Annotated in this window: 26 protein-coding genes; 18 read left to right on the forward strand and 8 right to left on the reverse strand. The window is 73.5% G+C overall.

Annotation, left to right across the window (positions count from 1 at the left end; all coding sequences use genetic code 11):
• Nucleotides 1-6 precede the first annotated feature (6 nt).
• Nucleotides 7-1,209, reverse strand: a complete 1,203-nt coding sequence (locus ABEB12_RS41085) for a helix-turn-helix domain-containing protein (protein ID WP_185065710.1) — start codon at nucleotides 1,207-1,209, stop codon at nucleotides 7-9.
• A gap of 335 nt (nucleotides 1,210-1,544) precedes the next feature.
• Here ABEB12_RS41085 and ABEB12_RS41090 point away from each other — a divergent pair, with 335 nt between their 5' ends.
• From ABEB12_RS41090 to ABEB12_RS41100, 3 genes are all read left to right on the forward strand, one after another.
• Complete coding sequence (locus tag ABEB12_RS41090) at nucleotides 1,545-1,823, forward strand: hypothetical protein (RefSeq protein WP_185065711.1); 279 nt, start codon at nucleotides 1,545-1,547, stop codon at nucleotides 1,821-1,823.
• A gap of 62 nt (nucleotides 1,824-1,885) precedes the next feature.
• Nucleotides 1,886-2,074: a hypothetical protein gene (locus ABEB12_RS41095; RefSeq protein ID WP_185065712.1), complete on the forward strand. Its 189-nt coding sequence runs from the start codon at nucleotides 1,886-1,888 to the stop codon at nucleotides 2,072-2,074.
• 181 nt (nucleotides 2,075-2,255) lie between these two features.
• Nucleotides 2,256-2,801, forward strand: a complete 546-nt coding sequence (locus tag ABEB12_RS41100) for a hypothetical protein (protein WP_185065713.1) — start codon at nucleotides 2,256-2,258, stop codon at nucleotides 2,799-2,801.
• On the opposite strand, the gene ABEB12_RS41105 is transcribed toward ABEB12_RS41100, so the two are convergent.
• Complete coding sequence (locus tag ABEB12_RS41105; protein WP_185065714.1) at nucleotides 2,798-3,229, reverse strand: hypothetical protein; 432 nt, start codon at nucleotides 3,227-3,229, stop codon at nucleotides 2,798-2,800. The two genes, ABEB12_RS41100 and ABEB12_RS41105, sit on opposite strands and share 4 nt — an antisense overlap.
• A 110-nt stretch (nucleotides 3,230-3,339) precedes the next feature.
• Between ABEB12_RS41105 and ABEB12_RS41110 the strand changes: the two genes are divergently transcribed.
• Complete coding sequence (locus ABEB12_RS41110; protein ID WP_185065715.1) at nucleotides 3,340-6,003, forward strand: LuxR C-terminal-related transcriptional regulator; 2,664 nt, start codon at nucleotides 3,340-3,342, stop codon at nucleotides 6,001-6,003.
• A gap of 76 nt (nucleotides 6,004-6,079) precedes the next feature.
• Nucleotides 6,080-7,633: an AMP-binding protein gene (locus tag ABEB12_RS41115; protein WP_185065716.1), complete on the forward strand. Its 1,554-nt coding sequence runs from the start codon at nucleotides 6,080-6,082 to the stop codon at nucleotides 7,631-7,633.
• Here ABEB12_RS41115 and ABEB12_RS41120 read toward each other — a convergent pair whose 3' ends face one another.
• Nucleotides 7,634-8,545 (reverse strand): LysR substrate-binding domain-containing protein, encoded by a 912-nt coding sequence (locus ABEB12_RS41120; protein ID WP_185065717.1) that lies wholly within the window; start codon nucleotides 8,543-8,545, stop codon nucleotides 7,634-7,636.
• An 89-nt stretch (nucleotides 8,546-8,634) separates the two neighbouring features.
• Between ABEB12_RS41120 and ABEB12_RS41125 the strand changes: the two genes are divergently transcribed.
• Genes ABEB12_RS41125 through ABEB12_RS41135 form a run of 3 tightly spaced genes read left to right on the forward strand, consistent with a single transcriptional unit; the run spans nucleotide 8,635 to nucleotide 10,980 of the window.
• Entirely contained in the window at nucleotides 8,635-9,864 is a 1,230-nt protein-coding gene (locus tag ABEB12_RS41125; RefSeq protein ID WP_185065718.1) for an acyl-CoA dehydrogenase family protein, read from the forward strand.
• Between the two features lie 9 nt (nucleotides 9,865-9,873).
• Nucleotides 9,874-10,239 (forward strand): hypothetical protein, encoded by a 366-nt coding sequence (locus ABEB12_RS41130; protein ID WP_185065719.1) that lies wholly within the window; start codon nucleotides 9,874-9,876, stop codon nucleotides 10,237-10,239.
• A 9-nt stretch (nucleotides 10,240-10,248) separates the two neighbouring features.
• Complete coding sequence (locus ABEB12_RS41135; RefSeq protein ID WP_185065720.1) at nucleotides 10,249-10,980, forward strand: SDR family oxidoreductase; 732 nt, start codon at nucleotides 10,249-10,251, stop codon at nucleotides 10,978-10,980.
• A gap of 2 nt (nucleotides 10,981-10,982) precedes the next feature.
• On the opposite strand, the gene ABEB12_RS41140 is transcribed toward ABEB12_RS41135, so the two are convergent.
• From ABEB12_RS41140 to ABEB12_RS41160, 5 genes are read right to left on the reverse strand one after another with little or no spacing between them, the layout of a single operon-like run.
• A complete protein-coding gene (locus ABEB12_RS41140) occupies nucleotides 10,983-11,990 on the reverse strand; it encodes an LLM class flavin-dependent oxidoreductase (RefSeq protein ID WP_185065721.1) in 1,008 nt (335 codons plus the stop codon).
• Nucleotides 11,987-12,805, reverse strand: a complete 819-nt coding sequence (locus tag ABEB12_RS41145) for an alpha/beta fold hydrolase (RefSeq protein ID WP_185065722.1) — start codon at nucleotides 12,803-12,805, stop codon at nucleotides 11,987-11,989. Before ABEB12_RS41145 ends, ABEB12_RS41140 begins: the two co-directional genes overlap by 4 nt.
• Nucleotides 12,806-13,594, reverse strand: coding sequence for an ABC transporter permease subunit (locus ABEB12_RS41150; RefSeq protein ID WP_185065723.1), 789 nt, complete (start codon nucleotides 13,592-13,594; stop codon nucleotides 12,806-12,808).
• The gene (locus ABEB12_RS41155; protein ID WP_221498790.1) at nucleotides 13,591-14,409 is read right to left on the reverse strand and encodes an ATP-binding cassette domain-containing protein; all 819 of its coding nucleotides are present in this window, start codon (nucleotides 14,407-14,409) and stop codon (nucleotides 13,591-13,593) included. The genes ABEB12_RS41150 and ABEB12_RS41155 overlap by 4 nt, the downstream gene beginning before the upstream one ends.
• A gap of 5 nt (nucleotides 14,410-14,414) precedes the next feature.
• A complete protein-coding gene (locus ABEB12_RS41160; protein ID WP_185065724.1) occupies nucleotides 14,415-15,392 on the reverse strand; it encodes an ABC transporter substrate-binding protein in 978 nt (325 codons plus the stop codon).
• 169 nt (nucleotides 15,393-15,561) lie between these two features.
• Between ABEB12_RS41160 and ABEB12_RS41165 the strand changes: the two genes are divergently transcribed.
• From ABEB12_RS41165 to ABEB12_RS41210, 10 genes are all read left to right on the forward strand, one after another.
• A complete protein-coding gene (locus ABEB12_RS41165; RefSeq protein WP_185065725.1) occupies nucleotides 15,562-17,892 on the forward strand; it encodes a CoA transferase in 2,331 nt (776 codons plus the stop codon).
• Nucleotides 17,889-18,659 (forward strand): enoyl-CoA hydratase-related protein, encoded by a 771-nt coding sequence (locus ABEB12_RS41170; protein WP_185065726.1) that lies wholly within the window; start codon nucleotides 17,889-17,891, stop codon nucleotides 18,657-18,659. The genes ABEB12_RS41165 and ABEB12_RS41170 overlap by 4 nt, the downstream gene beginning before the upstream one ends.
• 85 nt (nucleotides 18,660-18,744) lie before the next feature.
• Nucleotides 18,745-19,959, forward strand: a complete 1,215-nt coding sequence (locus ABEB12_RS41175; protein WP_185065727.1) for a Rieske 2Fe-2S domain-containing protein — start codon at nucleotides 18,745-18,747, stop codon at nucleotides 19,957-19,959.
• Nucleotides 19,960-20,901, forward strand: a complete 942-nt coding sequence (locus ABEB12_RS41180; RefSeq protein ID WP_185065728.1) for a DODA-type extradiol aromatic ring-opening family dioxygenase — start codon at nucleotides 19,960-19,962, stop codon at nucleotides 20,899-20,901. It abuts the gene before it with no gap.
• Complete coding sequence (locus ABEB12_RS41185) at nucleotides 20,898-22,172, forward strand: peptidase dimerization domain-containing protein (protein WP_185065729.1); 1,275 nt, start codon at nucleotides 20,898-20,900, stop codon at nucleotides 22,170-22,172. Before ABEB12_RS41180 ends, ABEB12_RS41185 begins: the two co-directional genes overlap by 4 nt.
• Before the next feature lie 8 nt (nucleotides 22,173-22,180).
• On the forward strand, nucleotides 22,181-23,032 hold the full coding sequence (locus tag ABEB12_RS41190) for an alpha/beta fold hydrolase (protein WP_221498791.1): 852 nt from the start codon (nucleotides 22,181-22,183) through the stop codon (nucleotides 23,030-23,032).
• A gap of 112 nt (nucleotides 23,033-23,144) precedes the next feature.
• Nucleotides 23,145-24,011: an alpha/beta fold hydrolase gene (locus tag ABEB12_RS41195; RefSeq protein ID WP_185065731.1), complete on the forward strand. Its 867-nt coding sequence runs from the start codon at nucleotides 23,145-23,147 to the stop codon at nucleotides 24,009-24,011.
• Nucleotides 24,011-24,964: an alcohol dehydrogenase catalytic domain-containing protein gene (locus ABEB12_RS41200; RefSeq protein ID WP_185065732.1), complete on the forward strand. Its 954-nt coding sequence runs from the start codon at nucleotides 24,011-24,013 to the stop codon at nucleotides 24,962-24,964. The genes ABEB12_RS41195 and ABEB12_RS41200 overlap by 1 nt, the downstream gene beginning before the upstream one ends.
• A gap of 77 nt (nucleotides 24,965-25,041) precedes the next feature.
• The gene (locus ABEB12_RS41205) at nucleotides 25,042-25,209 is read left to right on the forward strand and encodes a hypothetical protein (RefSeq protein ID WP_185065733.1); all 168 of its coding nucleotides are present in this window, start codon (nucleotides 25,042-25,044) and stop codon (nucleotides 25,207-25,209) included.
• A 145-nt stretch (nucleotides 25,210-25,354) separates the two neighbouring features.
• Nucleotides 25,355-26,119 carry an IclR family transcriptional regulator domain-containing protein gene (locus ABEB12_RS41210; protein ID WP_221498792.1) on the forward strand — a complete coding sequence of 255 codons (765 nt, stop codon included), beginning with the start codon at nucleotides 25,355-25,357 and terminating at the stop codon, nucleotides 26,117-26,119.
• Nucleotides 26,120-26,148: the final 29 nt, after the last annotated feature.

A 26,148-nucleotide genomic window follows, 5' to 3' on the forward strand; every position in this document is an offset into this window, starting at 1 on the left:
AGTTGATCAGTTCAGCGGCGCCAGTATCTCGCGGAGCTGCCCACTCTGCCGGGTGCCCGACCACGACGCGCCGACCTCGGCCAGCCGGCTCAGTTCGTCCCGCAACCGGGCCGATCCGGTGTCCACGTAGCAGGCCACGGCGTCGCGCGCGGCCGTCATCGCCTCGTCCCGTTCGGAGAGCTTGGCCAGCACGGTGGCCCGGCGGGCGGTGTACACGCCGGTGTCGCGTCGGGTGGTCGGGGGCGAGTCGCGCAGAGCCTCGGTCCACAAGGTCAACGAGGTCTCGTTCCGGCCAAGCCGTCCGAGGCAGGCTGCGCGCTGCACCGTCGTGTAGTTGCTCGACCGCCGTACTGCGTTCCCCCACGTGTATGCGTCGTCCACCGCGTTGGAGAGTGCCTCCGCGCGGTCCAGCAGGTCCATACTCGCCCGATAGTCGCCGAGCAGCGAGTAGCCGTGTGCCCCCTGCACGGCGGCCAAGATGCGCACCTTGGGCGCCAACGCGCGTTCGTCGGCTAGCACCCCCTCGGCCAGGTCCACGGCCGTGGCGCCGTCGCGCATGTCGGTAGCAAGCATGGCTTTGTTGATCAGCGCGTAGCCGATCAGTTGGGCATCTCCGGTGCGGTGGGCCAGGTCCAGCGTTTCGGTGCGCCAGCGGTCCGACGCGGTCAGGTCTCCGGCGTCCTGGTGCAGCCATCCGAGCATCGCGGCGTAGGCGGCGGCAACCCCGTGCAGCTCCTTGCGTAGGGGCCGCTCGGCGGCGCTGGCCAGCCGGCGCAACAGGTCGTACTGCGTGGTCACGGTGGGCACCAGCAGATGGGGGCCGAGGTGCATGTCCGCCGTGTAGTGGCCGGCCAGTTGGGTGGTGAAGTAGTCGACCAGCTCGGGCGCGACGTGGCGCGGCTCGAAGTCGGTCGCGGTGGGGCTCAGCGCCACCACGCCGGCCGCGCTGAGGAACTCTCGCCGCTTCACCTCATCAGGATGCGTCGCGATCTCGACGGCCGCCCGGGGACCGTTCAGCTCTCCGAGAACTTGATCGAGGTACGGCCGCCACCACCCGGGCTTCCGCGCGCCGTGCTCCCACCGGCTGATGTCGTGACGGGTCAGGGTGGGCGAGCCGGACACCTCGGCCAGTTGGGCGGCAAGTTGGGCTTGGGACCACCCGCGTGCGATCCGGCGAGCGGCAATCTCGGCGCCGATTCCGCTGGTCATCGCTGCCCCCGATCCGAACGTCGGCGGGCACACAGTACCGCGCGAGCTGGCCAACACCGCGGCCAACACCTGGCCAACAGTGCGGCTACTCCCGATCTTGATATCTCCCGCTGAACTTGTCGGTGTGCGTGCTGACCAGGGGGAATCCCGACCCGCGAAGTGCCGACCGCCACGTGAACCGTTCGGCCGGGTGAGCCTCGGCGACTGGTGGGCGTTGCTGCGTGCAACGTGGGGATACGGCCGATCGGTGTTCGAAGATCACGTGCCCCGGGCCGACGGTCGGTGCTCGGCGTGCGCCTGGTCTTGGCCGTGTCCCGGAGTGCGGGCGGTGCATCGTGGCGCGTGAGCAGTACGGGCAGATCTACGGCGTCCATGCCGTCCGCGCGAACGAGATCAGCGCGACCGCGATGCTGTGCAGCACCCTGAGCAAGGCCGAGAAGTACGCCGCCGAGCTGTCGACTGACCCGGGGGTGCTCGCCGCCGCCGTGACCCGCTACGTCGTCGATGAGCAGGGGCGCCGGACGGCCGTGAGCCTCTACGTGGACGGCCGCAAGCAGGAAGTCGGGTACATCTCGGATGACCGGCGGGTGTGGGCCAACGGCAGGAAGGCGTGACGCTGCGAGCGCGGCCGTTCCCGCGTACCGTCGTTCGGCAACATTGATCATGGAGTGACCGCGTGCTGAGCAACGCCCCGAACGTCACGGCCTACACAGGCCTGCTCGCTCGGTTCCCGGCCGTGCTGGTGGCCACCGAGGCCGAGCACCTCGAACAGCCGCCGGGCCGCTGCAAGGGATGTCACCGGGCGTTTCCCTGCGTCCATGTTCGCTGTGCCGAGACGGCGGTGTTCGCGGTCAGTGGCCACTGAGCGGGAGCAGCGCATGCATCAGTTCGGACGCGCGGCGGTCTCTGCGGGGTAACGACGGCCGGTAGCGGGCCAGAAAGCCCCCGAACAGCCCATACAGGCCACCCGTACGGCGGCGTAACAAGCGCGGCTCACATGCGACAACCAGTCGCCCACCGTCCCAACCAGCAGAGAGACCGCCACCATGAGCGCTCTGGACGGCCCGCCACCTGGTCACCCTGAACACCTCCCGCCCGTTCCCGGCGTTCCGCCGCTACCCCCGTTGCGCGCGGCCAAAGGCGGGGCCGGGGCTTGGTGCACGCTGCTCGGTGGGGCGTCCATCCTCTTCGGCGTCATGCTGCCGTGGACGGTCTCCTCGGCCGTGGTGAAAGGCGCATACGACCGCTCGTGGAGCGGCTTTGAACACCCCGACGGCGGGATCTACGTCTTGGCCGGCCTGATCGTGGCCGGGTGGGGCGTGGTCCGCCTGGTTGCCGCTGTGCCGGTCGGGGTGCAGTATCTCGGGGTGCTGCCCGGGTTCCTCATCGTCGTGCTGGGACTCGACACCTACAACGCCGCGTTGCTCTGGTCGAACACGCCGCAATACGGGTTCCGGTTGTGGGTCGGGCCCGGCATCGGCGCGATCATCCTGGGCGGCGCGGCCGTGTTCGTCGGTGCGCTCATCGCCTCACAGGAACCGGCCACCCGGCCCGCTGATCATTCCGACCTTAGGGGCACCGCGTTCGACTAGTGTGGATCTTCGAGTGATCGACAACTCGGGGTATTTTCCCTCGCCGAGCCATCGGTATGGCTCGGCATGAACGAGTCCCAGCGCAGGTCCAGCTTGCAGCCGTCGTTGGCGTAGGACAGCTCGAAGGAGCGCAGCGGCTCCAGGCACCGCACGGTGAGGCCGTTGGCCGAGCGGAAGTCGAACATCTCCGCCCCCGGCTCGAGCGCGACGGTCTCGCCCCAGTCGTAGTAGAGGCAGTCCCACTCGTGTTCGCCGGTCGGGTCCCAGAGGGCCGTACCGGCCACCGTGTAGTTCATGTTCGGCCGGTGGTAGAAGTACACCCAGCCGGAGATCAGCCGCTCCGGGATACGGAACCCGAACCAGGCGCTCTCGTTCCAGTACGGGTCGTCCGAGCGGGGATGGAAGAGGTCGTCTCTCGCGGTAATCACGGCTGGCAGCATCGCCCGCACCCCGAACCGGCGGCCTGAGCAACGATTACTCATATCGCCTGGCAGCCGCTGGTCTTCCGCCCGGGTGGAGAAGGCGGCACCATTCGTGGATGGAGGCAGAGTGGCCGATCATCGGACGGGAGTCCGAGCTCGCCGCTCTCACCGGCGCCCTGGATGACGCGGACCGGCGCGGCGTGGTCCTGGCCGGTGCCGCCGGGGTCGGGAAGACCCGGCTCGCGGCGGAGGCGCTGCGGGCGGCCGAGTCGCTGGGCCGGCCGACCGCGAGGGTCACCGCCACCCGGGCCGCGCGGACCATCCCGTTCGGCGCCGTCGCCGCGCTGCTGCCAACCGAGGGCGCATCGAAGGACCGGGCCGCGTTGCTCCGCCGGGTCAGTGAGGCTCTCGCGGCCCGGGGCGGCGGCCACCGGCTGGTGCTCTACGTCGACGACGCGCACCTGCTGGACGACGCCTCGGCCACCCTGATCCATCAGCTGGCCACGGCGGGCACGGTGTTCCTGCTGCTGACCGTGCGGGCCGGTGAGCCGGCACCGGACGCGGTGGTGGCGTTGTGGAAGGACGCCGTGCTGACTCGGATCGAGCTGGCCGGACTCACCGAGTCCGCGGTCGGAGACCTGCTCGGCTCCGTGCTGGCCGGGCCGGTCGACCCGGCGGTGACCGCCGCGCTGGCCCGGCGCTGCCGGGGGAACGCGCTGTTCCTGCGCGAGCTGGTGCTCGGTGCGCGGGCCGAGGGGACGCTGCGCCAGGACGGGCACCTGTGGCGGCTGGTCGGCCCGCTGGCGCCGTCCAGCCGGCTGGTTGAGCTGGTCGAGGCCCGGCTCGCCGACCTCTCGGACGCCGAGCGCGCGTTCATGGAGATCGTGGCGGTGGGGGAGCCGCTGGGCCGCGCGGAGCTGGCCGCGCTGGGCGACCAGGGGCTGGCCGAACGGCTGGAGCGAATGGCGCTGCTGAGCTGCCGGCCGGCCGGGCGGCGGCTGGAGCTGCGGCTGAGCCACCCGATCTACGGTGACGTCCTGCGCGCCCGCATGCCCCCGCTGCGGGTGGCCGACGTGTCCCGCCGGCTGGCCGAGGTGATCGACGGGTGCGGCGCGCGCCGGCGGGAGGACACCCTGCGCGTGGCCACCTGGCGACTGGACGGGGGCGGCGGCCGGCCCGAGCAGATGGTGGAGGCGGCCGTGCAGGCCCGCTGGCGGCACGACCTGGCGCTGGCCGAGCGGCTGGTCGGCCACGCGCTGGTCACCGGCGGCGGGTTCGAGGCGCGGTTCCTGGCCGCGCAGATCGCCAACCTGCAGGGACGGGCGCACGACGCGGAACGGATGCTGGAGGGTCTGGCCCCGGCCACCGACGACCAGCTCGGCCGGGTGGCGATCAGCCGGATCGACAACTCGGCGTTCCATCTCGGCGATGTGGACCGCGCGGTGCGCATCGCCACCGAGGCGGAGGACCGCCTGGCCGACCCGGAGTGGCGGCACAAGATCGCCGGACGGCGGTCCGCGCTGCTGCTGGCCACCACCGGTCCCCGGGCCGCCGCCGCGACGGCGGTGCCCCTGCTGGAGACGGCGGAGGGCCCGGCGCTGGTGTGGGCCTGCCAGGTGGCCGCGTACAGCCTGGGGCGGCTGGGCCGGCTCGACCAGGCACTGGCCGCCAGCGAGCGCGGCCACCGGGCCCACCAGCACCTGAGCGAGCCGGCGCAGTGGTACCCGTTCGACTGGCATCCGTGGGTGCAGCTGTTCAACAGCTGCGAGATCCATGCCTTCGCCGGGCGCCTGGCCGAGGCCGAGCGGACCGCCACCGAGCAGTACCGGCAGGCGCTGGCCGAGCGGTCGACGGAGGCGCAGGCCTGGTGGGCCTGGCAGCTGTGCCGGGTGCTCGGCCAGCGGGGGCACCTGGGCCGCGCGGCCCGGCACGGCCGGGAGGCCGTTGCGCTGTTCGAACGGCTGGGGCGGCCGCAGTTCACCGCGTTCTGTCTGGCCCACCTGGTGCCGGCCCTGGCCGCGCTCGGCGACCACCCGCGGTCGAAGGAAATGCTCGCGTCGCTCACCGGTCTGCACCTGCCCACCAACCTGCTGATGGCCGCCGACATCGAGCTGGCTTCGGCGTGGGCGGCGGTGGCCGACGGGAACCTGCGCCGGGCCCGGGCCCGGCTGCGCCGCACCGCCGCGCTGGCCGCTTCGATCGACGACCGGGTGATGGAGTCGACCGCCCTGCACGACCTGTGCCGGATCGGTCACCCCGCCGACGCGGCCGACCGCCTGGCCGAGCTGTGCGGGCTGATCGACGGCTCGCTGGCCCTCGCCCGCGCCCGCCACGCGCGGGCGTTGCTGGACGGGGACGCCGAGGCGCTGGAGACGACGTCCCGGGACTTCGAGGAGATGGGCGCCGACCTGCTCGCCGCCGAGTGCGGCTGCGACGCGGCGGTGTGCTGGCAGCGGTCCGGCCGGGAGCAGCGCCGGGCCCGGGCGGTCCGGCGCGCGGCCGGCCTGATCCAGCGCTGCCGGGGTGCCCGCACCCCCGCCCTGCTCCCGCTGCACGGCCGCGCGGTGCTGACCCGGGGGGAGCGGGAGGTCGTGCTGCTCGCCGCCTCGGGCCGCAGCACCAAGGCCATCGCCGCCGAGCTGCAGCTTTCCGCGCGCACGGTCTCCAACCACCTGCAACGCGCCTACGACAAACTGGGCGTGAACCGCCGCACCGAACTGGCCGCCATCCTCGCCGAGGAACCCGACGCCCAGATGACCCGGTCCGGCGAGCACCCGTAGGTGGCCGCCTGCCTGTGGTGGACCGTTCAGCGGAACCCGGGTTGCTGGCGGGGGTGGGGCGGGTGAGGGTCGTGGGGTGGAGCCGGCGGAGCTGGGTGGTGTGGGGACGGCGGTGGGGGCGCTGGAGCGGCGGGCGGATGCCGACCCGGACGCTGAGCTGGTGCGGTTCGAGGACGGCACCCGGGTGGGCGTCGGCGAGCTGGACGCCGGGTCGCGGGCGGTGGCGGCCAGGTTGGCGGAGCGGGCCGAGCCGGGCGCCTCCGTGGCCACCTGCCTGGTCCCGGGCCGGGACGCGGTGGAGCTGGTCTTTGGGTTGGCTCGGCTCGGGGTGGCCGAGGTGCCGCTGCCGCTGGACGTGACGGCGGCGTCGGCGCGCGCCCTGCTGGTCGCCACCGGCGCGCGCACGCTGGTGGTCGGCGCGGAGGCGCTGGCCGGCAACGAGCGGCTGGCCGAGCTGGTCACCGTGATACCGGACGTGGTGGTGGTCGGAGCGGGAGCGCCGAAGGAACTGCCGCTGTTGGACGAGCTGCCGCTCCGGCCGGGCGCCGCGGCCCGCCGCCCGCCACCGGAACCCGGCGCTCCGCTGGCCGTGCTGTCCACCTCCGGCACCACCGGCCGGGCCAAGGCGGCCGTGCTGCCGCACTTCGCCGCCGTCCGCCACGCCCAACGGGTGCGGGCCACCATGGGCTACCGTCCCGGTGACGTGCTGTTCAACGTGTTCCCGTGGAACCACATCAACGTCCGGCACGCGGCGCTGCTGCCGGCGCTGCTCTCCGGCGCCCGCCTGGTGGCGCACCGGCGGTTCTCCGCCTCCGGCTTCTGGGCCACCTGCCGGGCCGAGGGGGTCACCGCGTTCAACTTCATGGGCGCGATGCTGGCCATCCTGGACCGGCGCCCGCCCGCGCCGGAGGATGCGGCGCACCGGGTGCGGCTGGCCTATGGGGCGCCGGCGCCGGTGGACCTGGCCCGCCGGTTCCTGGACCGGTTCGGGGTGCGCGCACTGGAGGCCTACGCCTGCACCGAGCTGGGTGACGTGGCCGCCAACACCCCGGACACCTGGCGGCCGGGCACGGCGGGCCGGGTGGTGCCGGAGTACGAGGTGGCGATCCTGGACGAGGCCGGCCGGCCGCTGCCGCCCGGGGAGGTCGGCCAGATCGCCGCCCGCCCCCGGCTGCCGCACATGGCGTTCCTGGAGTACGCGGGCGACCCCGACGCGACGAGCTCGGTGCGCCCGGACGGCTGGTTCCGCACCGGCGACCGGGGCCGGCTGGACGCCGACGGCTACCTGAGCTTCGCCGGCCGGCGTGCCGACGTGGTGCGCCGGCGCGGGGAGAACGTGGCCGCATGGGACGTCGAGCGGGTGCTGGTGGAGATGCCGGGCGTGCTGGACGCCGCCGTGGTCGGCGTGGCCTCCGAGCTGACCGAGCAGGAGATCCTTGCCGTGCTCACCCCGGCCGGCGGCGCCGACCTGACCGGCCCGGCGGTGCGCGACTGGTGCCGGCCCCGGTTGCCCCCGCACGCGCTGCCCCGGTTCGTCCGGATCGTGCCCGAGCTTCCGCGCAACCCGAACGGCAAGGTGCTCAAGGCCGCGCTCGGCCTGGATCCGGACACCTGGGACGCCGGGCGCTGATCACCCGGCCGCCCGCGTCACCAGCTCCACCGCCTCCCGGCACTGCCGGGCGAAGACCGCCATCCGGCGGTTCGGCCGGACCGCCGCCACCCGCAGCAGCCCGATGTCCAGCGGTTCGGCGTCGGTGATGGTGATCGCCCTGGTGGTCTCGTCCGGGGCGGCCGGGCGCTGGTTGAGGATGGTGAACCCCTCGCCGGCGGCCACCAGGCCACGCATGGTCTCGAAGCTGGTGGTCCGGATGATCTCCGGTGGCCGGGCGCCGGCGGCGGCCAGCATGCGCAGCATGAACCGGCTCGGCTCGGGCAGGTCCAGCAGCACCATCGGCGTGCGGGCCAGTTCGCGCAGGGTGGCCCGGTCCCGGCCGGCCACCGGGTGTTCCGGCCACACCAGCGCGTAGGGCCGCAGGGTGGCGAGCGGGTCGAAGGTCATGTCCGGCTCGATCTCCAGCCGGTAGCTGAGCGCGATCTCGCACTCGCCCTGGCGCAGCGCGGTGTGCAGCCCGGCGCCGTCGGACTCCAGCACCCGCACCCGCAGCTGGGGGTGGCGGGTGCGGACCCGGCTGAGCACGTGCGGCACGTAGAACGGCGCCAGCGTGGTGAAGAAGCCGGCGGACAGCTCGCCGGCCGGTTTCTCGCACAGCTCCCGCCCGGTGTCCTCCAGCTCCAGCGCCGCGCGCAGCAGGTGCCGCGCCCGCTCCAGCAGCCCCCGCCCGGCCGGGGTGAGCGCGATGCCCCGGGCGTGGTGGCGGATGAACAGGGCGCAGCCCAGTTCCCGCTCCAGCCGGTGGATCGCCGAGGACAGCGCGGACTGGGAGGTGTGCAGCTGCCCGGCGGCCGCCGAGATGCTGCCCGCCTCGGCGGCGGCCACGAAGTACTGCACCTGCGCGAGGGTGACGTTGGGGCGCCGAAACACGGCCTGACCTCCCTGGATCACGTGATGCGATGCACCGGGGTGAGAAGTTCCGTTTGATCGGCGACCCGCGACCGGCCGAGACTCGGCCCATGCACCAATGTCTCACCACGCGGCAGCGGGAGTTCGTGGATCTCGCCGGCGGGCTGGCCGACGCCTTCGCCGGGCGAGCCGAGAAGCACGACCGGGAAAACAGCTTTCCGGTCCAGAACTACCAGGACATGCGGGAGAGCGGCTTCCTGCGGCTGACCCTGCCGGAGGAGCTGGGCGGCCTCGGCGCGACCCAGGCCGAGGCGATCCCGGCCATCGAACGACTGGCCATGGGGGACGGGGCCACCGCGCTGGCGGTGAACATGCACCTGTCCCCGCTGGGCCAGTGGGCCACCGTCTGGCGGCGCACCAGGGACCCGCGCATCGAGGCGTTCCTGCGCGAGGCGGCCCGGGACAAGCTGGTCTGGGCGTCGGTGACCAGTGAGCTGGGCATGCCCAACCTGATGACCGACGCGCGCACCGCGGCCGAGGCGGTGCCCGGCGGCTTCCGGCTGAACGGCCGCAAGAGCTTCGGCACCAACACCTCGGTGGCCACCCACTGCTCGACCACCGCGCGCTACGAGGACCCGGAGCGCGGCCCCCGGCTGCTGCTGCTCCGGATCTCCCTTTCCGACCCGGCGGTGGTCATCCACCCGACCTGGGACACGCTGGGCATGCGCGGCACGCAGAGCAACGACGTGGAGTTCCGGGACCTGTTCGTGCCGGCGGAGGCGGTGGTGCACTCGCTGCCGGTCGGCCACCTGGACGCCCGGGTCCTGGAAACCGTGTTCGCCTGGGCGATGCCGGCGTTCGGCGCGGTCTACAACGGCATCGCGCTGGGTGCGCTGGACTGGACCCGGCGACAGCTGGCCCGGCGCGGCGGCCGGCCGAAGCCGGCGGTCCTGGACAGCCTGGCCCGGGCGGAGATCCTGCTGGAGCAGTCCCGCGCGACGCTCTACCGGCACGCCGAGGAGGTCACCTCCCGGCGGCTGTTCGAGCAGCTGGACGTGCAGCAGGGGCTGGCCCGCTGCGCGCTGGTCAAGTACGTGTGCTCGAACAACGCGGTGGCCGCGATGCACCTGCTGGTGGAGATCCTGGGCGGCGCGTCCTACACGCGGGCGCTGCCGTTCGAGCGGATGTGGCGGGACGTGCAGGCCGGGCCGTTCATGCCGTTCGGAAACCACGCCGCCCGCGAGCTGATCGGCGCCACCTCGGTCGGGGTGGAGCTGGCGCCGGTGATCGGGTTCGACGAGACCGGCCCGGACAGCCGGCCCAAGACCGTCACCGCCTAGGGGAGCGAGATGAGCGACCACCGCGAGGACACCACCGTGCGCGCGCTGTTCTGCATCGGCGTGCGGGACGCCTTCTTCGCCGCCGGCGACGACGAACGGGCGGCGGTGATCGACGGGTCCCGCCGGGCGTTCGACGACCTGGCCGGCCGGTTCGGGCTGCGCGTTCTGGGCACCTTCGACGACGACGAGGTGATGGTCGGGCCGTCCACCACGTTCCCGTGGACCGCGTACATCCTGGCCGACGTGCCGGACTACGCCACGGCGGCGCGGGTGTGCGGCATCCTGCGCGAACACCCGGTCGGCGAGGCCCGGCTGTGGAAGTACTTCACCATCCAGGCCCGGCTCGGCCGGCCGCTGTTCTTCGGCAACGAGTAGGGGGCCGCGATGACCGGGAAAGTGGCCGTGGTCACCGGGGCCGCGCGCGGGCTGGGGGCGGCCGTGGCCGGCGAGCTGCACGCGCTCGGCCACCGGGTGGCGCTGCTGGACCTGGACGGCGAGGGGGCGCGGCGGCGGGCGCAGGAGCTGGGTGGAGCCGCGTTCGGGGTAAAGGTGGACGTCCGGGACCCGGTGGCCGTGCGGGCCGCGCTGGACCGGGTGCGCGAGCGGCTGGGCGTGCCCCAGGTGCTGGTGAACAACGCGGCGCGGACCGTCTCCCGCTCGGTCTGGGAGATCGAGCTGGACGAGTGGGACGACGTGCTCGCGGTGAACCTGCGCTCCGTGCTGGTGCTGACCAGGGAGCTGGCGCCGGCCATGCGCGAGCGGGGCTGGGGGCGGATCGTGAACATGGCCTCGCTGGCCGGGCAGCAGGGCGGCCTGGTCGCCGGCGCGCACTACGCCTCGTCCAAGGCCGGCATCCTGGTGCTGACCAAGATCTTCGCCCGGGAGCTGGCCCCGTACGGTGTCACGGTGAACGCGGTGGCGCCGGCCGCCGTGCGCACCCCGGTGATGGACGGCATGGACCCCGAACGGTTGGAGAGCGCCCGCGCCGCCATCCCGGTCGGCCGGTTCGGGCAGCCGGAGGAAGTGGCCGGGCTGGTCGGTTTCCTCTGCGGCGAGCGGACCGGCTACCTCACCGGCGCGACCGTGGACGTGAACGGCGGCGCGTTCATGCGCTGAGCTCATCGGGCCAGCCGGGGCAGCACCTGGTCGCGGAAGCCGGTCAGCAGTTCGTCCGGCAGGTCGTAGGAGCCGACGTGCTGCAGCAGCACCCCGTCCACCCCGGCGGCGCGCACGCCGGCCAGCCGCTCCGCGATCTGTGCGGCGGTGCCGAACAGACAGAACGCCCGGGCGAACCGGGCCGCGTCGGCGTCGGTCAGGTACCGGTCGCAGGCCCGGACCGCCGCCGGCCAGTCCTCGGCGTGCACCAGGTCCGGGTAGACACCGGGCACCCGGTCCGGCGCCTCGACCCGCACGCCGGCCATGGCCAGGAACGGCCCACCGCCGCCCTGGGCGATCGCCACGCAGATCGGTTTCAGCTCTCGGGCGTCCCGGTCCACGTCCTCGGTCACCCGGCAGAACGCGGACGCGGTCACCGGCACCGGCTCCCGGCCGGCCCGTCGCGCGCCCTCGCCAACCCGGGCCACGGCGGCGGCCAAGGGCTCCGGGGCGATCCCGGCCAACAGGATCGCGCCGTCGGCGATCTCCCCGGCCAGCCGGAGGTTGTTCGGCCCGGTGGCGGCCAGGTGGATGGGCACCGGCGCCGGGTCGCGCAGCCGGGACACCGCCCCGGCGCCGAAGTCCACCTCCGACCCGGCGAGCAGCGCGCGCACCGTGCCCAGCCGTTCGCGCACCTCGCGCCCGGTGGACGGGCGCAGCCCGATGGGGGCCACCGAGCTGTTGCCCACCCCCGCGCCCAGCGTGAACCGCCCGGGGGCCAGCTCGGCGACCGTGCGGGCGGCGGAGGCGAGCACGCTGGGGTGGCGGGTGACCACGTTGGTCACCGCCGTGCCGATGCCGATCCGCCCGGTGCCCGCCGCGGCCAGCGCCGCCACCGCGAACACGTCCCGCCAGAGCAGCTGCGAGTCGGGGAACCACACCTGGTCGAACCCGGCCCGCTCGGCGTCGGCCGCGAACCGGGCCAGCCGGCCGGCCGGCGCGCACGGCGGTACCCGGATGCCGATCCTCATACCGGCATCCGGGCGCTCAGCTCGGACAGGAACCGGACCACGGCCTCGGCCACCTCGGTCGGCTTCTGTTCCATTAGCGGCACGCATCCGCCCGGGATGATCACCTGGCGGGGTTCGGTTACCGGGTCCAGCCGGTTCGCCAGCTCGGCGAGCGCGGGCAGCGCGAACGGGTCGCCGTCCCCGGTCAGCAGCAGCACCGGGGCGCGCACCAGGCCGATCCGCCGCTCCATCCGGTAGCGGCCGCAGGCCCGGTGCCCCTCGGCCGGGTCGACCCCGGGGGCCAGCGCGTCGCGGATGAAGCGGTCCAGCAGCGGCGCGGCCGGTTCGGGGTAGTAGGGCGCCCGCCCGGCCCACAGCTGCCCGAGATGGGCGCCGTCCCTGCTTTGTTCCGCCACGTCTACGGCGGGGCCGCCGGCGTGTTTCGCCCGGTACTCCGGCCCGGTCCACGGGGTCGAGGAGAGCACCAGGGCGGCCACCCGAGCGGGGGACCGGGCGGCCAGCTCGATCGCCACCGCGCCGCCGGTGTGGTGGCCGAGCACGGTGGCCCTCGGCACGCGCAACGCATCCAGCAGCGCCAACGCGCCGGCCGCGTAGTCCTCGATGCGCTGCGGCGCGGGCAGCTTCACGCTCTGCCCGAACCCGGGCATGTCCATCGCCACCACCCGGTTGCGGGTGGCCAGCAGCGGCAGCAGCTCGCGGAACTCGTCCACCGAGCGCGGCGTCTGGTGCAGCAGCAGGACCACCGGGCCTTCGCCCTGCTCGACGTAGTGCAGCTGGCCCACCGGGGTGTCGGCGTAGCCGAAGCGCGGGGCCACCTAGACCTTCACCGAGTAGCGGCGCAGCGCCCGGGTGGCCACGATGCGCAGCACCCGGTCGAACAGGAAGCCGAGCACGCCCAGCGTGACGATGCCGACGAACACCCAGTCGATCCGCCCGTAGTTGCGGGAGGTCCAGATCAGTGCGCCCAGCCCCACCTGGGAGGCGACGATCTCGGCGGACACGATGGTCAGGAAGCTGTTGCCCATGGCCAGCCGGGCGGCGGTGACCACGTGCGGCACCACCGCCGGCAGCACCACGAAGCGCAGCGTCTGCACCCGCCCGGCGCCCAGGCTGGCGGCCGCGCGCAGCTTGTCCTCGTTGATCGACAGCACCCCGGCGATGGTGTTCAGCACCACGATGAACACCGAGGTGTAGAAGATCAGCACCACCTTGGAGGACTCGCCGATGCCGAACCACACCACGGCCAGCGTGACGAACGAGATGGGCGGGATGAACCGGAAGAACTCGATGTACGGCTCCAACAGCGCACGCACGATCCGCACCCGGCCCATGAGCAGCCCCATCGGCACGCCGACCAGCAGCCCGGCCAGCCAGCCGACCAGGATCCGCCGGGACGAGGCGACGACCGAGTTGCCCAGTGTGCCGTCCGCCGCCAGCTCCCCGAACGCGCGCACGGTGTCCACCGGCGAGGCCACCAGCGCCGCCCCGTACACCGAGGCCAGCGCCTGCCACACGGCCAGCCCGAGCAGCAGCGAGGCCGCGTAGACCACCGGCGAGCGCAGGGAACGCCGGTCCTTCACCCTCGGTGCCTCGGTGATCGTCATGCCGGCTGGTCCAGTCCCTGGTCGCGCATGGTCTTGCGCACCTCCTCGCCGATGTCGGCGCGCAGCGCGGCGGCCAGCTCCAGCGCTTCGGCGCCGACCAGTGAACGCGGCCGGTCCAGCGGCACCCGGTAGATGCTCTTGATGGACGCGGCCGGGCCGGCGGTCATCACCGCGATCCGGTCGGCGAGCAGGATCGCCTCGCCGATGTCGTGGGTCACGAACAGCACCGTGCACCCGGAGCTGCGCCAGATCCGGTCGGTCTCGACCTGCAGGACCTCGCGGGTCTGCGAGTCCAGCGAGCCGAACGGCTCGTCCATCAGCACCAGCCTCGGCCCGTTGGCCAGCACCCGGGCGATCTGCACCCGCTGGCGCATGCCGCCGGAGAGCTGGCCGGGCCGTCGGTCCGCGCAGTGCCGCAGGCCCACCAGGCCCAGGTACTCGTCCGCGATGCGCGCGCACTCGGCTTTCGGCACGCCGCGCATCCGGGGGCCGAAGGTGACGTTCTGGGCCACGGTCAGCCAGTCGAACAGCGCCTCGCTGCTCTGGAACACCATGCCGCGGTCCGGGCCGGGCTCGGTCACCGGCGCGCCGTCCACGGTCACCGATCCCGAGCCGGGCGAGAGGTACCCGGCCAGCGTGGACAGCAGCGTCGACTTGCCGCAGCCGCTCGGCCCGAGCAGGCAGAGGAACTCGCCGGCGGTGATCTCCAGGTCGATGTCCCGCACCGCCTGGAACGCGCCGAACCGGATCCCGACGCCGTCGAACCGGGCGCTGGCGCCCCGGGTCCGCGCCAGATCGGTCGCGGGTTGGGTCACGGCCATCATTGCCCCGCGTTCCGGCTGTACCAGCCGATGAGGGCCGCCCGGGACACGTCCGGCTTGCTCTTGGCCACGCCCCGGTCCAGGTAGAACTGGGCCACCGAGTCGTAGGCCCGGACGTCTTCGGCCGTGATGTCCCGGACCCGGAAGTCGATCTGCTTCACCGCGTTCAGGGTCTGCTCGGGCGGGATCTTGGTCTCCTTCTGGGTGTCGGCGGCCGCGGTGTTCGGGTCACTCCGCACCCGGTCGGCACCCTGAGCCAACGCCCGGGCGACCTTGCCGGCCAGCTGCTCGTTGTCGCGCAGCCAGCTCTCCTTGGTCATCAGCCAGTGGGTGTACTTCCACCCGTACTGGCCGGTGGTCGAGACGATCTTGTTGCCCTGGTCGGCGCCCTTGGTCGGCCACGGTTCCCACAGCACGTAGGCGTCCGCGTCGCCGCGCCGGACCAGGGTCGGGATCTCCGCCGCGCCGGCGGTGACCATCCGGACCCCGGCCGGGTCGATCCCCTTGGCCTGCAGGAACTTCACCGCCGAGACCTCGGAGAGGCCGGGCACCACGGCCATCGTCCTGATCTGTGCCGGATCGGTGATCTCCGGCCGGGTGACCACCTTCAGGTAGTCCCCGGACTGCTCGTAGACCAGCAGCGCGCGCAGGTCCGGGATGTGCCCCAGCTGGCCGATCGAGGTGACCTCCGAGCTGGCCGCCATCTGCACCTGCCCGGTGGCCAGCGCGTCCACCCCGTCGCCGCCGACGGCGTACCGCACCAGCTCCACGTCCACCCCCTGCTGGTGGAACAGGCCCTGGTTCTTCGCCACGAAGAACGGCGCGTACGCCTGGTCGATGCCGACCGAGATGCGCACGTGCGGCAGCGAGGCGTTGCCTTGGGCAGGCGAGCCGGCGGAGTCGGTGGACCCGGCCGTGCAGCCGGTCAACAGGGCCAGACCGGCGATCGACAGTGACGCTCTTTTCCGCCAGGACATCGCTACCTCACGTCGTCTCAGGTTGTGCGCTGGACCGTAGGGAGCGGGCGGGCGACGCGCGTCACATTCGGTCCGCTGAACGGACCGGGCGGCGTCTCGGTAGGCAGAACGGAGCATTGGGGCGAGGCGTGGGCGGCCACCTAACGTCGAGCGCGACCGAGGAGGAGACTTGCCCGATCGCGCCCGGCTACGAGTGTTGGACCTGACCGACGAGCTGGCGTTCCAGGGGGCGCGGTTGCTGGTCGGGCTGGGCGCCGAGGTGCTCAGGGTGGACGACGGCGGCCCGCTGGGCGCCGCCGCGGCCGCCCACTGGCACGCCGGCAAGCGCCGGCTGCCCGGGGGCGACCTGGACGAACTGGCCGCCGGCGCGGACGTCGTGCTGGAGAGCGGACCGCTGCGCGAGCTGCGGGGCATCCGGCCGGACGGTTCCTCCCGCTGGCCGGACGCGGTGCACGTGGTGGTCACCCCGTTCGGGCTGACCGGCCCGCGCCGGCACTGGCTGGCCGGCGACCTGGTGCTGGCCTCGGCGGGCGGGATGAGCTGGCTGGGCGGCCGGGCGGACGGCCCGCCGAAGCCCCCGCCGCGCGAGCAGGCCGTGCAGCTGGCCGGGGCGCACGCGGCCATCGCGGCGCTGCTCGGCGTGTTGGCCGCCGACCGCATCGGCACCGGGCAGCTGGTGGACATCTCCGCGCAGGAGGCGGTGGCCGCGACCCTGGAGACCGCGGCGATCAGCTGGATCCACTCCGGCCGGTTCCCGGTACGCAACGGCGGGGTGTACGAGCACGTGGCGCACCGGATCTTCGCCGCCGCCGACGGCCACGTGGCCGGTGGCTACTCCGGCAGCAACCGGATGTGGACCGACCTGCTGGCCTGGATGGTCGAGGAGGGCGAGGCCGGCGAACTGGTCGACGAACGGTACGCGGACCCGGTGACCCGCTGGCGCGCCCGCCCGACCGTGGACGAGATCGTCGCCCGGTTCGCCGCGAAACGCACCGCGTCGGCGCTGGCCGAGCAGGCCCGCGCCCGCGCACTCCCATGGGCCGAGGTTGTCCCTCCGGCCCGCCTCACCGAGAACCCCCAACTGCTGGCCCGCGACTTCTTCGCCCGAGTGACCGGCGAGGCCCTCCCCGAGGCCGGCGCCCTGAACACCGGCTTCCCCTGGAACGCCCCCGGCCGCCCCCGCCCCGTCACCCTCCACCCGCTCCGCGAAACCCACACCCCCTGGCACTCCACCCACCCACGCGGCCGGCGCGCGGTCGCCGCGCCCGGCCTGCCCGGCGGGCCGGGCCTGTCGGGTGTGCGGGCGTTGGGTGGGGTGCGGGTGCTGGATCTGACGTGGGTGTTGGCGGGGCCTTATGCCACCAAGGTGTTGGCGGAGCATGGGGCGGAGATCGTGAAGGTGGAGTCGCGGCACCGGCAGGATCCGACGCGGTTCGCGCCGTCCATGCGGCTGCGGCCCGACGGCGGACCGGACTCGAGCGGGTACTTCGTCAACTTCAACCGGGGCAAGCGCGGGGTGGCGCTGAACCTGCGCACCGAGCGGGGCCAGGGGCTGCTGCGCGAGCTGGCGGCGCGGTGCGACGTGGTGGTGGAGAACTTCAGCCCGGGTGTGCTGGCCCGGTGGGGCCTGGACTACCCGAGCCTGCGCGCGGCCAACCCGGACGTGATCCTGCTGTCCATGGCCGGGGTGGGGCAGACCGGGCCGTGGCGGGACGCGGTGACCTTCGCCGACACGCTGGCCGGGATGTCCGGCCTGTCCAGCGAGACCCGCGACCCCGGCGGCCCGCCGCAGGGGCTGACCTTCGGCCTGGGTGACATGGTCGCGGCGAACGCCGGGGTGCTCGGCGTGCTGGACCTGCTCGCCGCCGGCCGGGGCGGCCTGGTCGACCTGTCCCAGCTGGAGGCGATGGCGGCCACCATGGGGCCGGCCGTGCTGGAGGCGGCGCTGCCGGACGGCGAGCGCGACCAGCGCACCGCCGAACACCCGAACCGGTCCACCCGGGCCTGCCCGCACGGCATCTACCCGGCGGCCGGTGAGGACCGGTGGGTCGCCATCGCGGTGCGCACCGACGAACAGTGGTCGGCGCTGGCCGAACTGGCCGGCCTGGATCTCCCCCGGCACAGCGGCCTGGCCGCGCGGCGGGCCGACGAGGACCGGATCGACGCCGCCCTGGCCGCCTGGACCGCCACCGAGGACGCCGCCACCACCGCCGAGCGGCTGCAGGCCGCCGGGGTGCCGGCCGCGCCGGTGGCCACCGGGCGGGACCTGGTGGAGGCGGACGAGCAGCTGGCCGCGCGAGGGTTCTACCCGACGCTCACCCACCCGCTGATCGGCCCGGTGCGGCACGAGGGAGTGGTGGCCCGGCTGTCCGCGACCCCGGGCCGGCTGGACGCGCCGGCCCCGCTGCTCGGCGAGCACACCCGGGACGTGCTGCGGGAGCTGCTCGGCCTGGACGAGCGGGAACTGACCGAGCTGACCGAGGCGGGGGTGCTGGAGTGAACGCGGTGCTGCGGGTGGAGACGGACGGCAGAGTGGCCACCGTGCGGGTGGACCGGCCGCCGGCCAACGCGGTCACCCCGGCGGTGATCGAGGAGTTCCTGGCCGTGCTGCCGCCGCTGGCGCGGGACCCGTCGGTGCGCTGCATCGTGATCACCGGCACCGGCCGGTTCTTCATCGCCGGCGCGGACATCGCGGTGATGCGCGACCTCTCCGCCCCCAACCAGGACCGGATGCGCCGGTGGATCGAGGTGCAGCGGCTGATCGAGCTGACCCCCAAGCCGGTGCTGGCCGCGATGAACGGGCACGCCCTGGGCGGCGGCGCCGAGCTGTCGCTCGCCTGTGACCTGCGGCTGCTCGCCGCCGGAGCCACGTTCGGCTTCCCGGAGACGGCACTCGGCCTGTTCCCCGGCGCGGGTGGCAGCCAACGGCTGCCCCGGCTGGTCGGGCCGCACCTGGCCAAGCGGCTGATGATCGCGGGGGAGCGGCTTCCCGCGCGGCGGGCGTGCGAGCTCGGCCTGGTCGACGAGGTGGTCCCCGACGACGAGTTCCCGAAGGTGGTCGCGGACCGGGCGCGCGAGCTGGCGGCCGGGCCGACGGCGGCCATCGGCCTGCTCAAGCGGGCGGTGGACGCGGGGGCGGACCTGCCCATCGACGAGGCCATGCGGGCGGACGAGGAGTTCGTGCGCGCCCTGATGCGGACCGAGGACGCGGCCGAGGGGCTGCAGGCCTTCCTGGACAAGCGCCCGCCCACCTTCCGGGGCCGGTGAGCGGACCCGGTTCACCCAGCGGACCGGTGATCTTGGGAGCGGTGGGCGGCGGTGGTGGACTCGCCGAAAGACCGAATGGAGCGTCATGAGCGTACCGAGCGCGGCGCGGCGCGGCGCCCGAGAACGACACAGTCAACGGAGCAAGCAGAGGCTGGGCACCTTGCCCGGCCGGCAGGACTGGTCGACCTGGCCGCACTACCAGGATGCGGCGGCCGGCTTCCGGGGCTACTGGTACCCGGTCACCTACTCCTCCCGCATCACCGGCAAGCCCACCGCGATCACCCTGCTGGGCGAGAAGCTGGTGCTGATCCGCGACGACGGGGTGGCCTACGCGCTGAAGGACCGCTGCCCGCACCGGGGCGTCCCGCTCAGCCAGGGCAACCAGCAGTTCCCCGGCACCATCAGCTGCCCGTACCACGGCTGGACGTTCGACCTGGAGACCGGCGAGCTGCGCGCCGCGATCACCGACGGCCCGGACTCGCCGATCTGCGGCAAGGTGGTCCAGCCGACCTACCCGGTGGCGGAGCGGCTGGGCATGGTGTGGGTGTTCATCGGCGACGGGGAGGACGCCCCGCCGATCGACGAGCAGCTGCCCGAGGAGCTGGTGGGCAACGCCGCCGTGACCGGGTCCCGGATGCAGCCGAGGGCCGGCAACTGGCGGTTCGCCTGCGAGAACGGCTACGACGAGGGGCACGCCAAGTACCTGCACCGCACCTCGCTGTGGCGGCTGTTCAAGCCGATGCCGGTGTGGAACGAGACCCGCATCGTGCGGCGCGGCCGGTGGATCTACCGGGTGCAGGAGAAGCAGTACTGGGACGCCGACTTCCCCGGCCTCGGCCGGTGGAGCAACCAGGCCTGGTACAAGCTGAAGCCGCCGACCGAGGTGGCCAACATCGGCAACACCGGCAGCCACCGCGAGGTGCACCCGGTGATCGCCGCGCAGGAGTTCCCCGGCTTCGCCTCGGTGAGCATGCCCGGGGTGCTGCGCATCGCGTACCCGACGTTCATTCACTACGAGTTCTACGTGCCGGTGGACGCGGGAAACCACCTGTACGTCGGCGTGCTGGTGAACTTCCACCGGGGGCTGCGCGCGCTGCCGTTCTACCTCAAGTACCTGGGCTTCATGCGCTGGCTGTTCCACGGCCAGTTCTCCGCGCAGGACAAGTGGATGGTGGAGCTGACCGACGCCCCGCCGGAGCGGCTGTACCGGCCGGACGACTCGCTGCTGCGCTGGCGCAAGCTGGCCGAGGAGGTCACCGAGGAGCGCCTGTCCCGGCTGCGCGAGCAGGGGGTGCTCTAGATGGCGCGGGTGGTACTCGGCGTCGGGGCGTCCCACTCCACGCTGATGAACACGCACTGGGACAAGGTGGTGCACCGCGCCGACGCGGAGCGGTTCCGCGACGCCCTCGGGGAGGCTCGGGAGGCGATCGCGGCGGCCCGGCCGGACGTGGCGGTGATCATCGGCTCCAACCACTTCCGCGGCTTCTGGCTGGACCTGATCCCGGCCTTCACCCTCGGAGTGGGCGAGGTGATCGCCTCCGGGGAGTCCGGCACGCCGTCCGGGCCTCAGCGCACCGATCCGCCGTTCGCCCAGGCGCTGGCCGAACGGCTGGTAGAGGCGGGCACCGAGGTGGCCATATCCGCCCGGCTGCAGATCGACCACGGCCAGACCCACGCCATCCAGTACCTGTTGGACGGGCTGGACGTGCCGGTGGTGCCGCTGGTGGTGAACGTGTTCGCCGCGCCGCTGCCCCGGCTGGACCGGTGCGCCGAGCTGGGCGCCAACCTGGCCGCCGCGCTCGGCGCGATGCCGGGGGACACCCGGGTGGCGGTGATCGCCTCCGGCGGGCTGTCCCACCAGCTGCCCTGGCCGGCGGACTGGCGGGACCCGCAAGGCGCCGACGAGGAGTTCATGGTCGAGGCCTGGCTGAACGGCCGGGGCGACTGGCAGCGCTACGACGCGCACCGCCGGGAGATCATCACCGCCGCCCGGCCGGTCATCTTCGACGAGTTCGACCGGCGGTTCCTGGCCGACCTGGAGGCCGGCCGGTTGCGCGACTACCTGGCCCTGAGCACGGCGGAGCTGGGGGAGCGGTCCGGCAACGGCGGGCAGGAGCTGCGCACCTGGCTGACCATGGCCGCCGCGCTCGGCTTCGCCCCCGGCCGGAGCCTGGCCTACGCGCCGATGCCGGAGTGGCTGACCGGCATGGGCGCCGCCGTGATCGAACCCGAGCCGGCATGACCGAGGCGACGGTGGCCGACGTGCTCCGGCACGTCACCGAGGACCGGCTGCGGGCCGCCGCGCGCGCAGTGACCGGCATCCCCAGCCCCACCGGCCGGGAAGCGCCACTGGCGCACTGGCTGGCCGACCGGCTCTCCGCCGCCGGGTTGGCCGCGCAGGCCCAACACCTGGACGAGCACCAGGCCAACGCGGTCGGCCGGCTGCGCGGGCGCGGCCAAGGCCCGGACCTGATGCTCTACGCACCGATCGACACCTTGACCACCGGCGACCCCGAGCTGGACCTGCCCTGGATCGGTCCGGAGCTGCGCCCGGACATGCAGCCCGAGGCCCGCAATGAGCACGGGCCGTTCGTCTCCGGCCTCGGCGCGAGCAACCCGAAGGGCCACGCGGCCTGCGTGCTGGTGGTCGCCGAGGCGCTGGCCGCCGCCCGCCCGCCGCTGGCCGGGGACGTGGTGGCCGCGTTCGGCGCCGGCGGCATGCCCACCAACGCGATCTACCCGGAACGACAGAACACCGGGCACGGCGTCGGCTGCTCGTTCCTGCTGGAGCGGGGCTGGCACACCGACCACGCGGTGATCGCCAAGCCGGGCGACTTCATCGCGCACGACGAGGTGGGGCTGTGCTGGCTGGAGGTCACCGTGCCGGGCATCCACACCTACGTGGGCAGCCGGCACCGCCTGCCGTACCGGAACCCCGTCGTGACCGCCGCCCAGGTGGTCACCCGGCTGGAGTCCTGGCTGGCCGACTACCCGGCCGGCCACCGCACCGCCACGGCCGCGCCGCAGGGCGTGATCGGTTCCATCGCCGGCGGCTGGGAGCGGATGCTCGCGGTGACCCCGGCCGCCTGCCGGATCCGGCTGGACCTGCGCATCGCGCCGGGCACCCCGACGCTGGCGGCGAAGCGGGAGCTGGCCGCCTATCTGCGCCAGGTCGGCGCCGAGCTGGGCGTGGACCTCGGCGTGGAGCTGGTGCTGGCCATCCCCGGCACGCGCACCCCGCCGGACGCGCGGATCGTGCGCCTGGCGGTCGACGCCTGGGAGCGCACCAACGGCCGGCCGCACACCCCCGTGCCGGACAACAGCGGCGCCACCGACGCCAACATCCTGCGCGCCCGGGGGATCCCCACCGCGAGGGTGGGCATGCCCAAGGTCGCCTCGGACGAGTTCGACGTGGACTTCTCCCGGGGCATGAACACCGTCGACGTGCGGGCCATGCGCCGGCTCTGCGAGGTACTCACCCGGATCGCCGTTTCCGCCACCTCGCCGGAATGAGGAGAACCATGCAACCCCCGGAGAGCAAGTACGTGAAGGCCGACGGCGTCACGTTCCACTACCACGAGCTGGGCACCGGCCCGGACACCGTGTTCCTGCACGGCGGCGGCCCCGGTTGTACCGGCTGGAGCGACTTCGGGCCGGTCGCCCCGCTGTTCGCGCGGGCGCGCCGCTGCCTGCTGGTGGACCTGTTGCAGTACGGCCGCTCGGACAAGCTCCGGATCACCGGGCCGATGTGGGACTTCCACGCGGCCAAGACGGTGGCGCTGCTGGACTCCCTCGGGCTCGAGGCGCCGGACATCGTGTGCAACTCCTGGGGCGGCACCATTGCGCTGAACCTGGCCGCGAAGTACCCGGACCGCGTGCGCTCGCTGGTGATCACCGGCAGCATGCCGGTGTTCTACGGCCCGCTGGCGCCGCTGCCCGAGGGCGGCCGGCGCGGCCGCAACGCCCGCGACGTCTACTACGGCGGCGAGGGGCCGACCCTGGCCAAGATGCGCGAGCTGATCACCCGGCTGGAGTGGTACGACCCGGCCAAGCTGCCCGAGGAGACCGTCGAGCTGCGCTACCGGCAGAGCCTGGACCCGGGGGAGCGGGAGCTGGCCGCGATGTCCGACTCCCCGCGCGGGGACTGGCAGGACCTGACCGACGAGCTGCCCCGCATCCAGGCGCCGACGCTGTTCATGTGGGGCATGCAGGACGCGTTCCTCACCCCGGACTACCCGTTGATGCTGGCCCGGATGGTGCCGAACGGGAACCTGCACGTGATGGACCACGCCTCCCACCACCTGCAGGAGGAGCGGCCGGCCGAGTACCACGCCGTGGTCAGCGGCTTCCTCGACTCGGTGGCCGGCCGATGAAGCGAGTGGCTCTGGTCCTGGGCCTGGTCGCGGCGGTGGTGCTGGCCCGCCGCCTGGCCGCGCGCAGCAACACCCAAGTGCACCGAATCAATACGCGCGAGAGGACAACGCCGTGAGCATCTGGAACGAACTGGCCCCGGCCGCCTTCCGGCTGGAGTACGTGGACGCCGGCGGGGTGCGCACCCGCACCCTGCGGGCGGGCCCCGAGGGCGAGCACCGCGGGCCGGCCGTGGTGTTCCTGCACGGCACCAGCGGGCACCTGGAGGCGTTCACCCGCAACATCGCGGTGCACGCCGAGCGCTACGACTGCCACGCCGTCGACATGCTCGGGCACGGCTACACCGGCAAGCCGAACCGGCCCTACGAGATCCCCGACTACACCGAGCACCTGCTGGCCTACCTGGACGCGGTCGGGGTGGAGCGGGCGCACATCGTCGGTGAGTCGCTGGGCGGCTGGGTCGGCGCGCGGGCGGCGGTGGAGCACCCGGAACGGGTGGCCAGCCTGCAGCTGCTCTGCGCCGGCGGCACGGTGGCCAACCCCGAGGTGATGGACCGGATCCGCACCAGCACCAAGGCGGCGGTGTCCAGCGACGACGTGGAGCTGACCCGCAAGCGGCTGCGCCTGCTCATGGCCGACCCGGTGGATGCCACCGAGGAGCTGGTCGAGGTCCGGCACGCGATCTACCACGCCCCGGACTTCGTGGCGAACGTGGACAACCTGCTGTCCCTGCAGAACATGGAGATCCGCCGGCGCAACCTGCTGACCCCGGAGTACCTGGGCCGGATCACCCAGCCCACCCTGATCATCTGGGGCCGGCAGAACCCGTTCGGCGAGGTGCCGGAGGCGGACCGGATGCACCGGGCGGTCCCCGGCTCCCGGCTGGAGCTGTTCGAGAAGTGCGGCCACTGGCCGCAGCACGAGCAGGCCGACCGGTACAACCCGATCAGCCTGGAGTTCCTGGCCAAGGCGGCCGGCTGATGCGGGCCGCCCGGTTCCACGCCTGGGGCCGGCCGCCGGTGATGGACGAGGTGGCGGAGCCGGAGCGGGCGCCGGGCGAGGTGCTGGTCCGGGTCACCGCCGCCGCCGTGGCCCACCTGGACCTCACCGTGGCGGCCGGCGACTTTCGCATGCGTCCGGAGCTGCCGTACACCGGTGGCGTGGAGGGCGCGGGCGAGGTGCTGGCGGCGGACCCCGGGGCGCCGGTCTCCGAGGGGGACCGGGTGATGCTGCGCGGCGGCGGGCTCGGGCTGCTGCGCGACGGCTGCTGGACCGAGCGGGTCAGCGTGGCGGCCAAGGCGCTCACCCCGGTGCCCGCCGAGCTGCCGGCGGAGGTGGCGGCGACCTTCTTCGTGCCGGCCACCACGGCCTACGTGGCGCTGCACGACGTGGCCGCGCTGGGCGAGGGCGAAGAGGTGGTCGTGGTCGGCGCGGCGGGCGCCGTGGGGGCGATGCTCACCCAGATGGCGCTGGCCCGGGGTGCCTCGGTCACCGGCGTGGTCGGCCGGGCGGAGCAGCTCTCCTGGGTCCCCGGCGGCGCCCGGGCGGTGGATGCCTCCGACCCGGACCAGGTGGCCGCGCTGGCCGGGCGGCGCTCGGCGACGTTGCTGGTGGACACCCTGGGCGGCCAACGGCTGGTGGAGCGCACCCGTTGGGTCCGCCCGGGCGGCCGGGCGGTGGTGATCGGTTACGTGACCGGCCCGGAGGTGACGGTGGATCTGCCGTCCTGGCTGCTGGACGACGTCGCGCTGCTGCCGGTGAACATGATCCGCCGGGAGCGGCGGGCCCGCGAGGTGGCTGGTTCGTTGGTGGAGCGGCTGGTGGCCGGCGAGCTGCGCCTGGACGTACAGGCCTACCCGCTGGCCCGGGCCGCGAAGGCGGTGGACGACGTGCGGGCCGGCCTGGTGCGCGGCCGGGCCGTGTTGACCCCGTGAACCTAATTGAGCTTGTGAGGTTGGAGGTGGCGGTGGTTCCATACGAGCCCACCGCCACCCGCCTCCGAGGAGCGACGATGCTCAAGCGACTGCTCGTGGCCACCCTGAGCGTCACTGCCTCGGCCCTGCTCGGCATCGGCGTGGTGACGGCCGCCCCGGCGCCGACCGAGTACGCGGTGGCCTGCTACACGTGGTGCTACCCCAGCTGCTTCTGCGCCGCCCCGCCGTCCAACCCCGAGGCTTGATCACCCGGTCCTCCGCCTTCGAGCTCGCCGAGGCGCGGATAACTCGTTAGTGGCCGGGCGTTCCGTTCAGCGGACCGGGTCCGTTGCCCGGGTCACACCGGGCAATCAGGATACTGAGATGACGGCTACGGCAGACGCTACGGCAGTGACCGCCGGATACCTCGAGCAGCAGAACAGCGTGCTCGGCAAGGTCCAGTTCATCCTGGAGGCGTTCGGCCCGGACGACGAGCACCTGAGCCTCTCCGAGATCGCCCGGCGGTCCGGGGTGGCCAAGGCCTCGGTGCACCGGCTCGCCCAGGAACTGCTGCGCTGGGGCGTGCTGGAGCGGCGTGGTTCGGACTACCGGCTGGGCATGCGCCTGTTCGAGATCGGCCAGCGGGTGCCCCGGCAGCGCATTCTCCGGGAGGCGGCCCGGCCGTACATGGAGGACCTCTACCAGGCCACCGGCGAGACCATCCACCTCGCCGTGGCCGACGGGCTGGACGTGCTCTACTTGGAGAAGGTGTCTGGTCACGGGCAGGTCCGCCGCCCGTCCCGGGTGGCCGGGCGGATGCCGCTGTACTGCACCGCGACCGGGAAGGCGCTGCTCGCCTTCGGCCCCCGGCGGCTGCTGGACGAGGTGGTCGCCAACCCGTTCGAGCGGATCACCCCGCAGACCGTGGGTGCGCCCGGGCTGCTGCTGCAGGAGCTGGCCCGGATCCGCGAGCTGGGCTACGCGGTGGAGCGCGAGCAGACCAAGACCGGCTACCTCAGTGTCGCCATCCCACTGCGGAGCCCGACCGGGGCCGCGCTGGCCGCGCTGTCGGTGACCGGGCCGGTGTTCCGGGCCGACGTGCCCAAGTACGCCGGCCTGCTCGACATGGTCAGCCACCGGATCACCAAGACCATCGGCGCACTGGCGACTGACTGAGCGGCCCGGTCCGCCCAGCGGGCCCGGAT

The sequence above is a fragment of the Actinospineispora eucalypti genome, from assembly GCF_039543365.1.
Classification (GTDB): Bacteria; Actinomycetota; Actinomycetes; order Mycobacteriales; family Pseudonocardiaceae; genus Pseudonocardia; species Pseudonocardia eucalypti.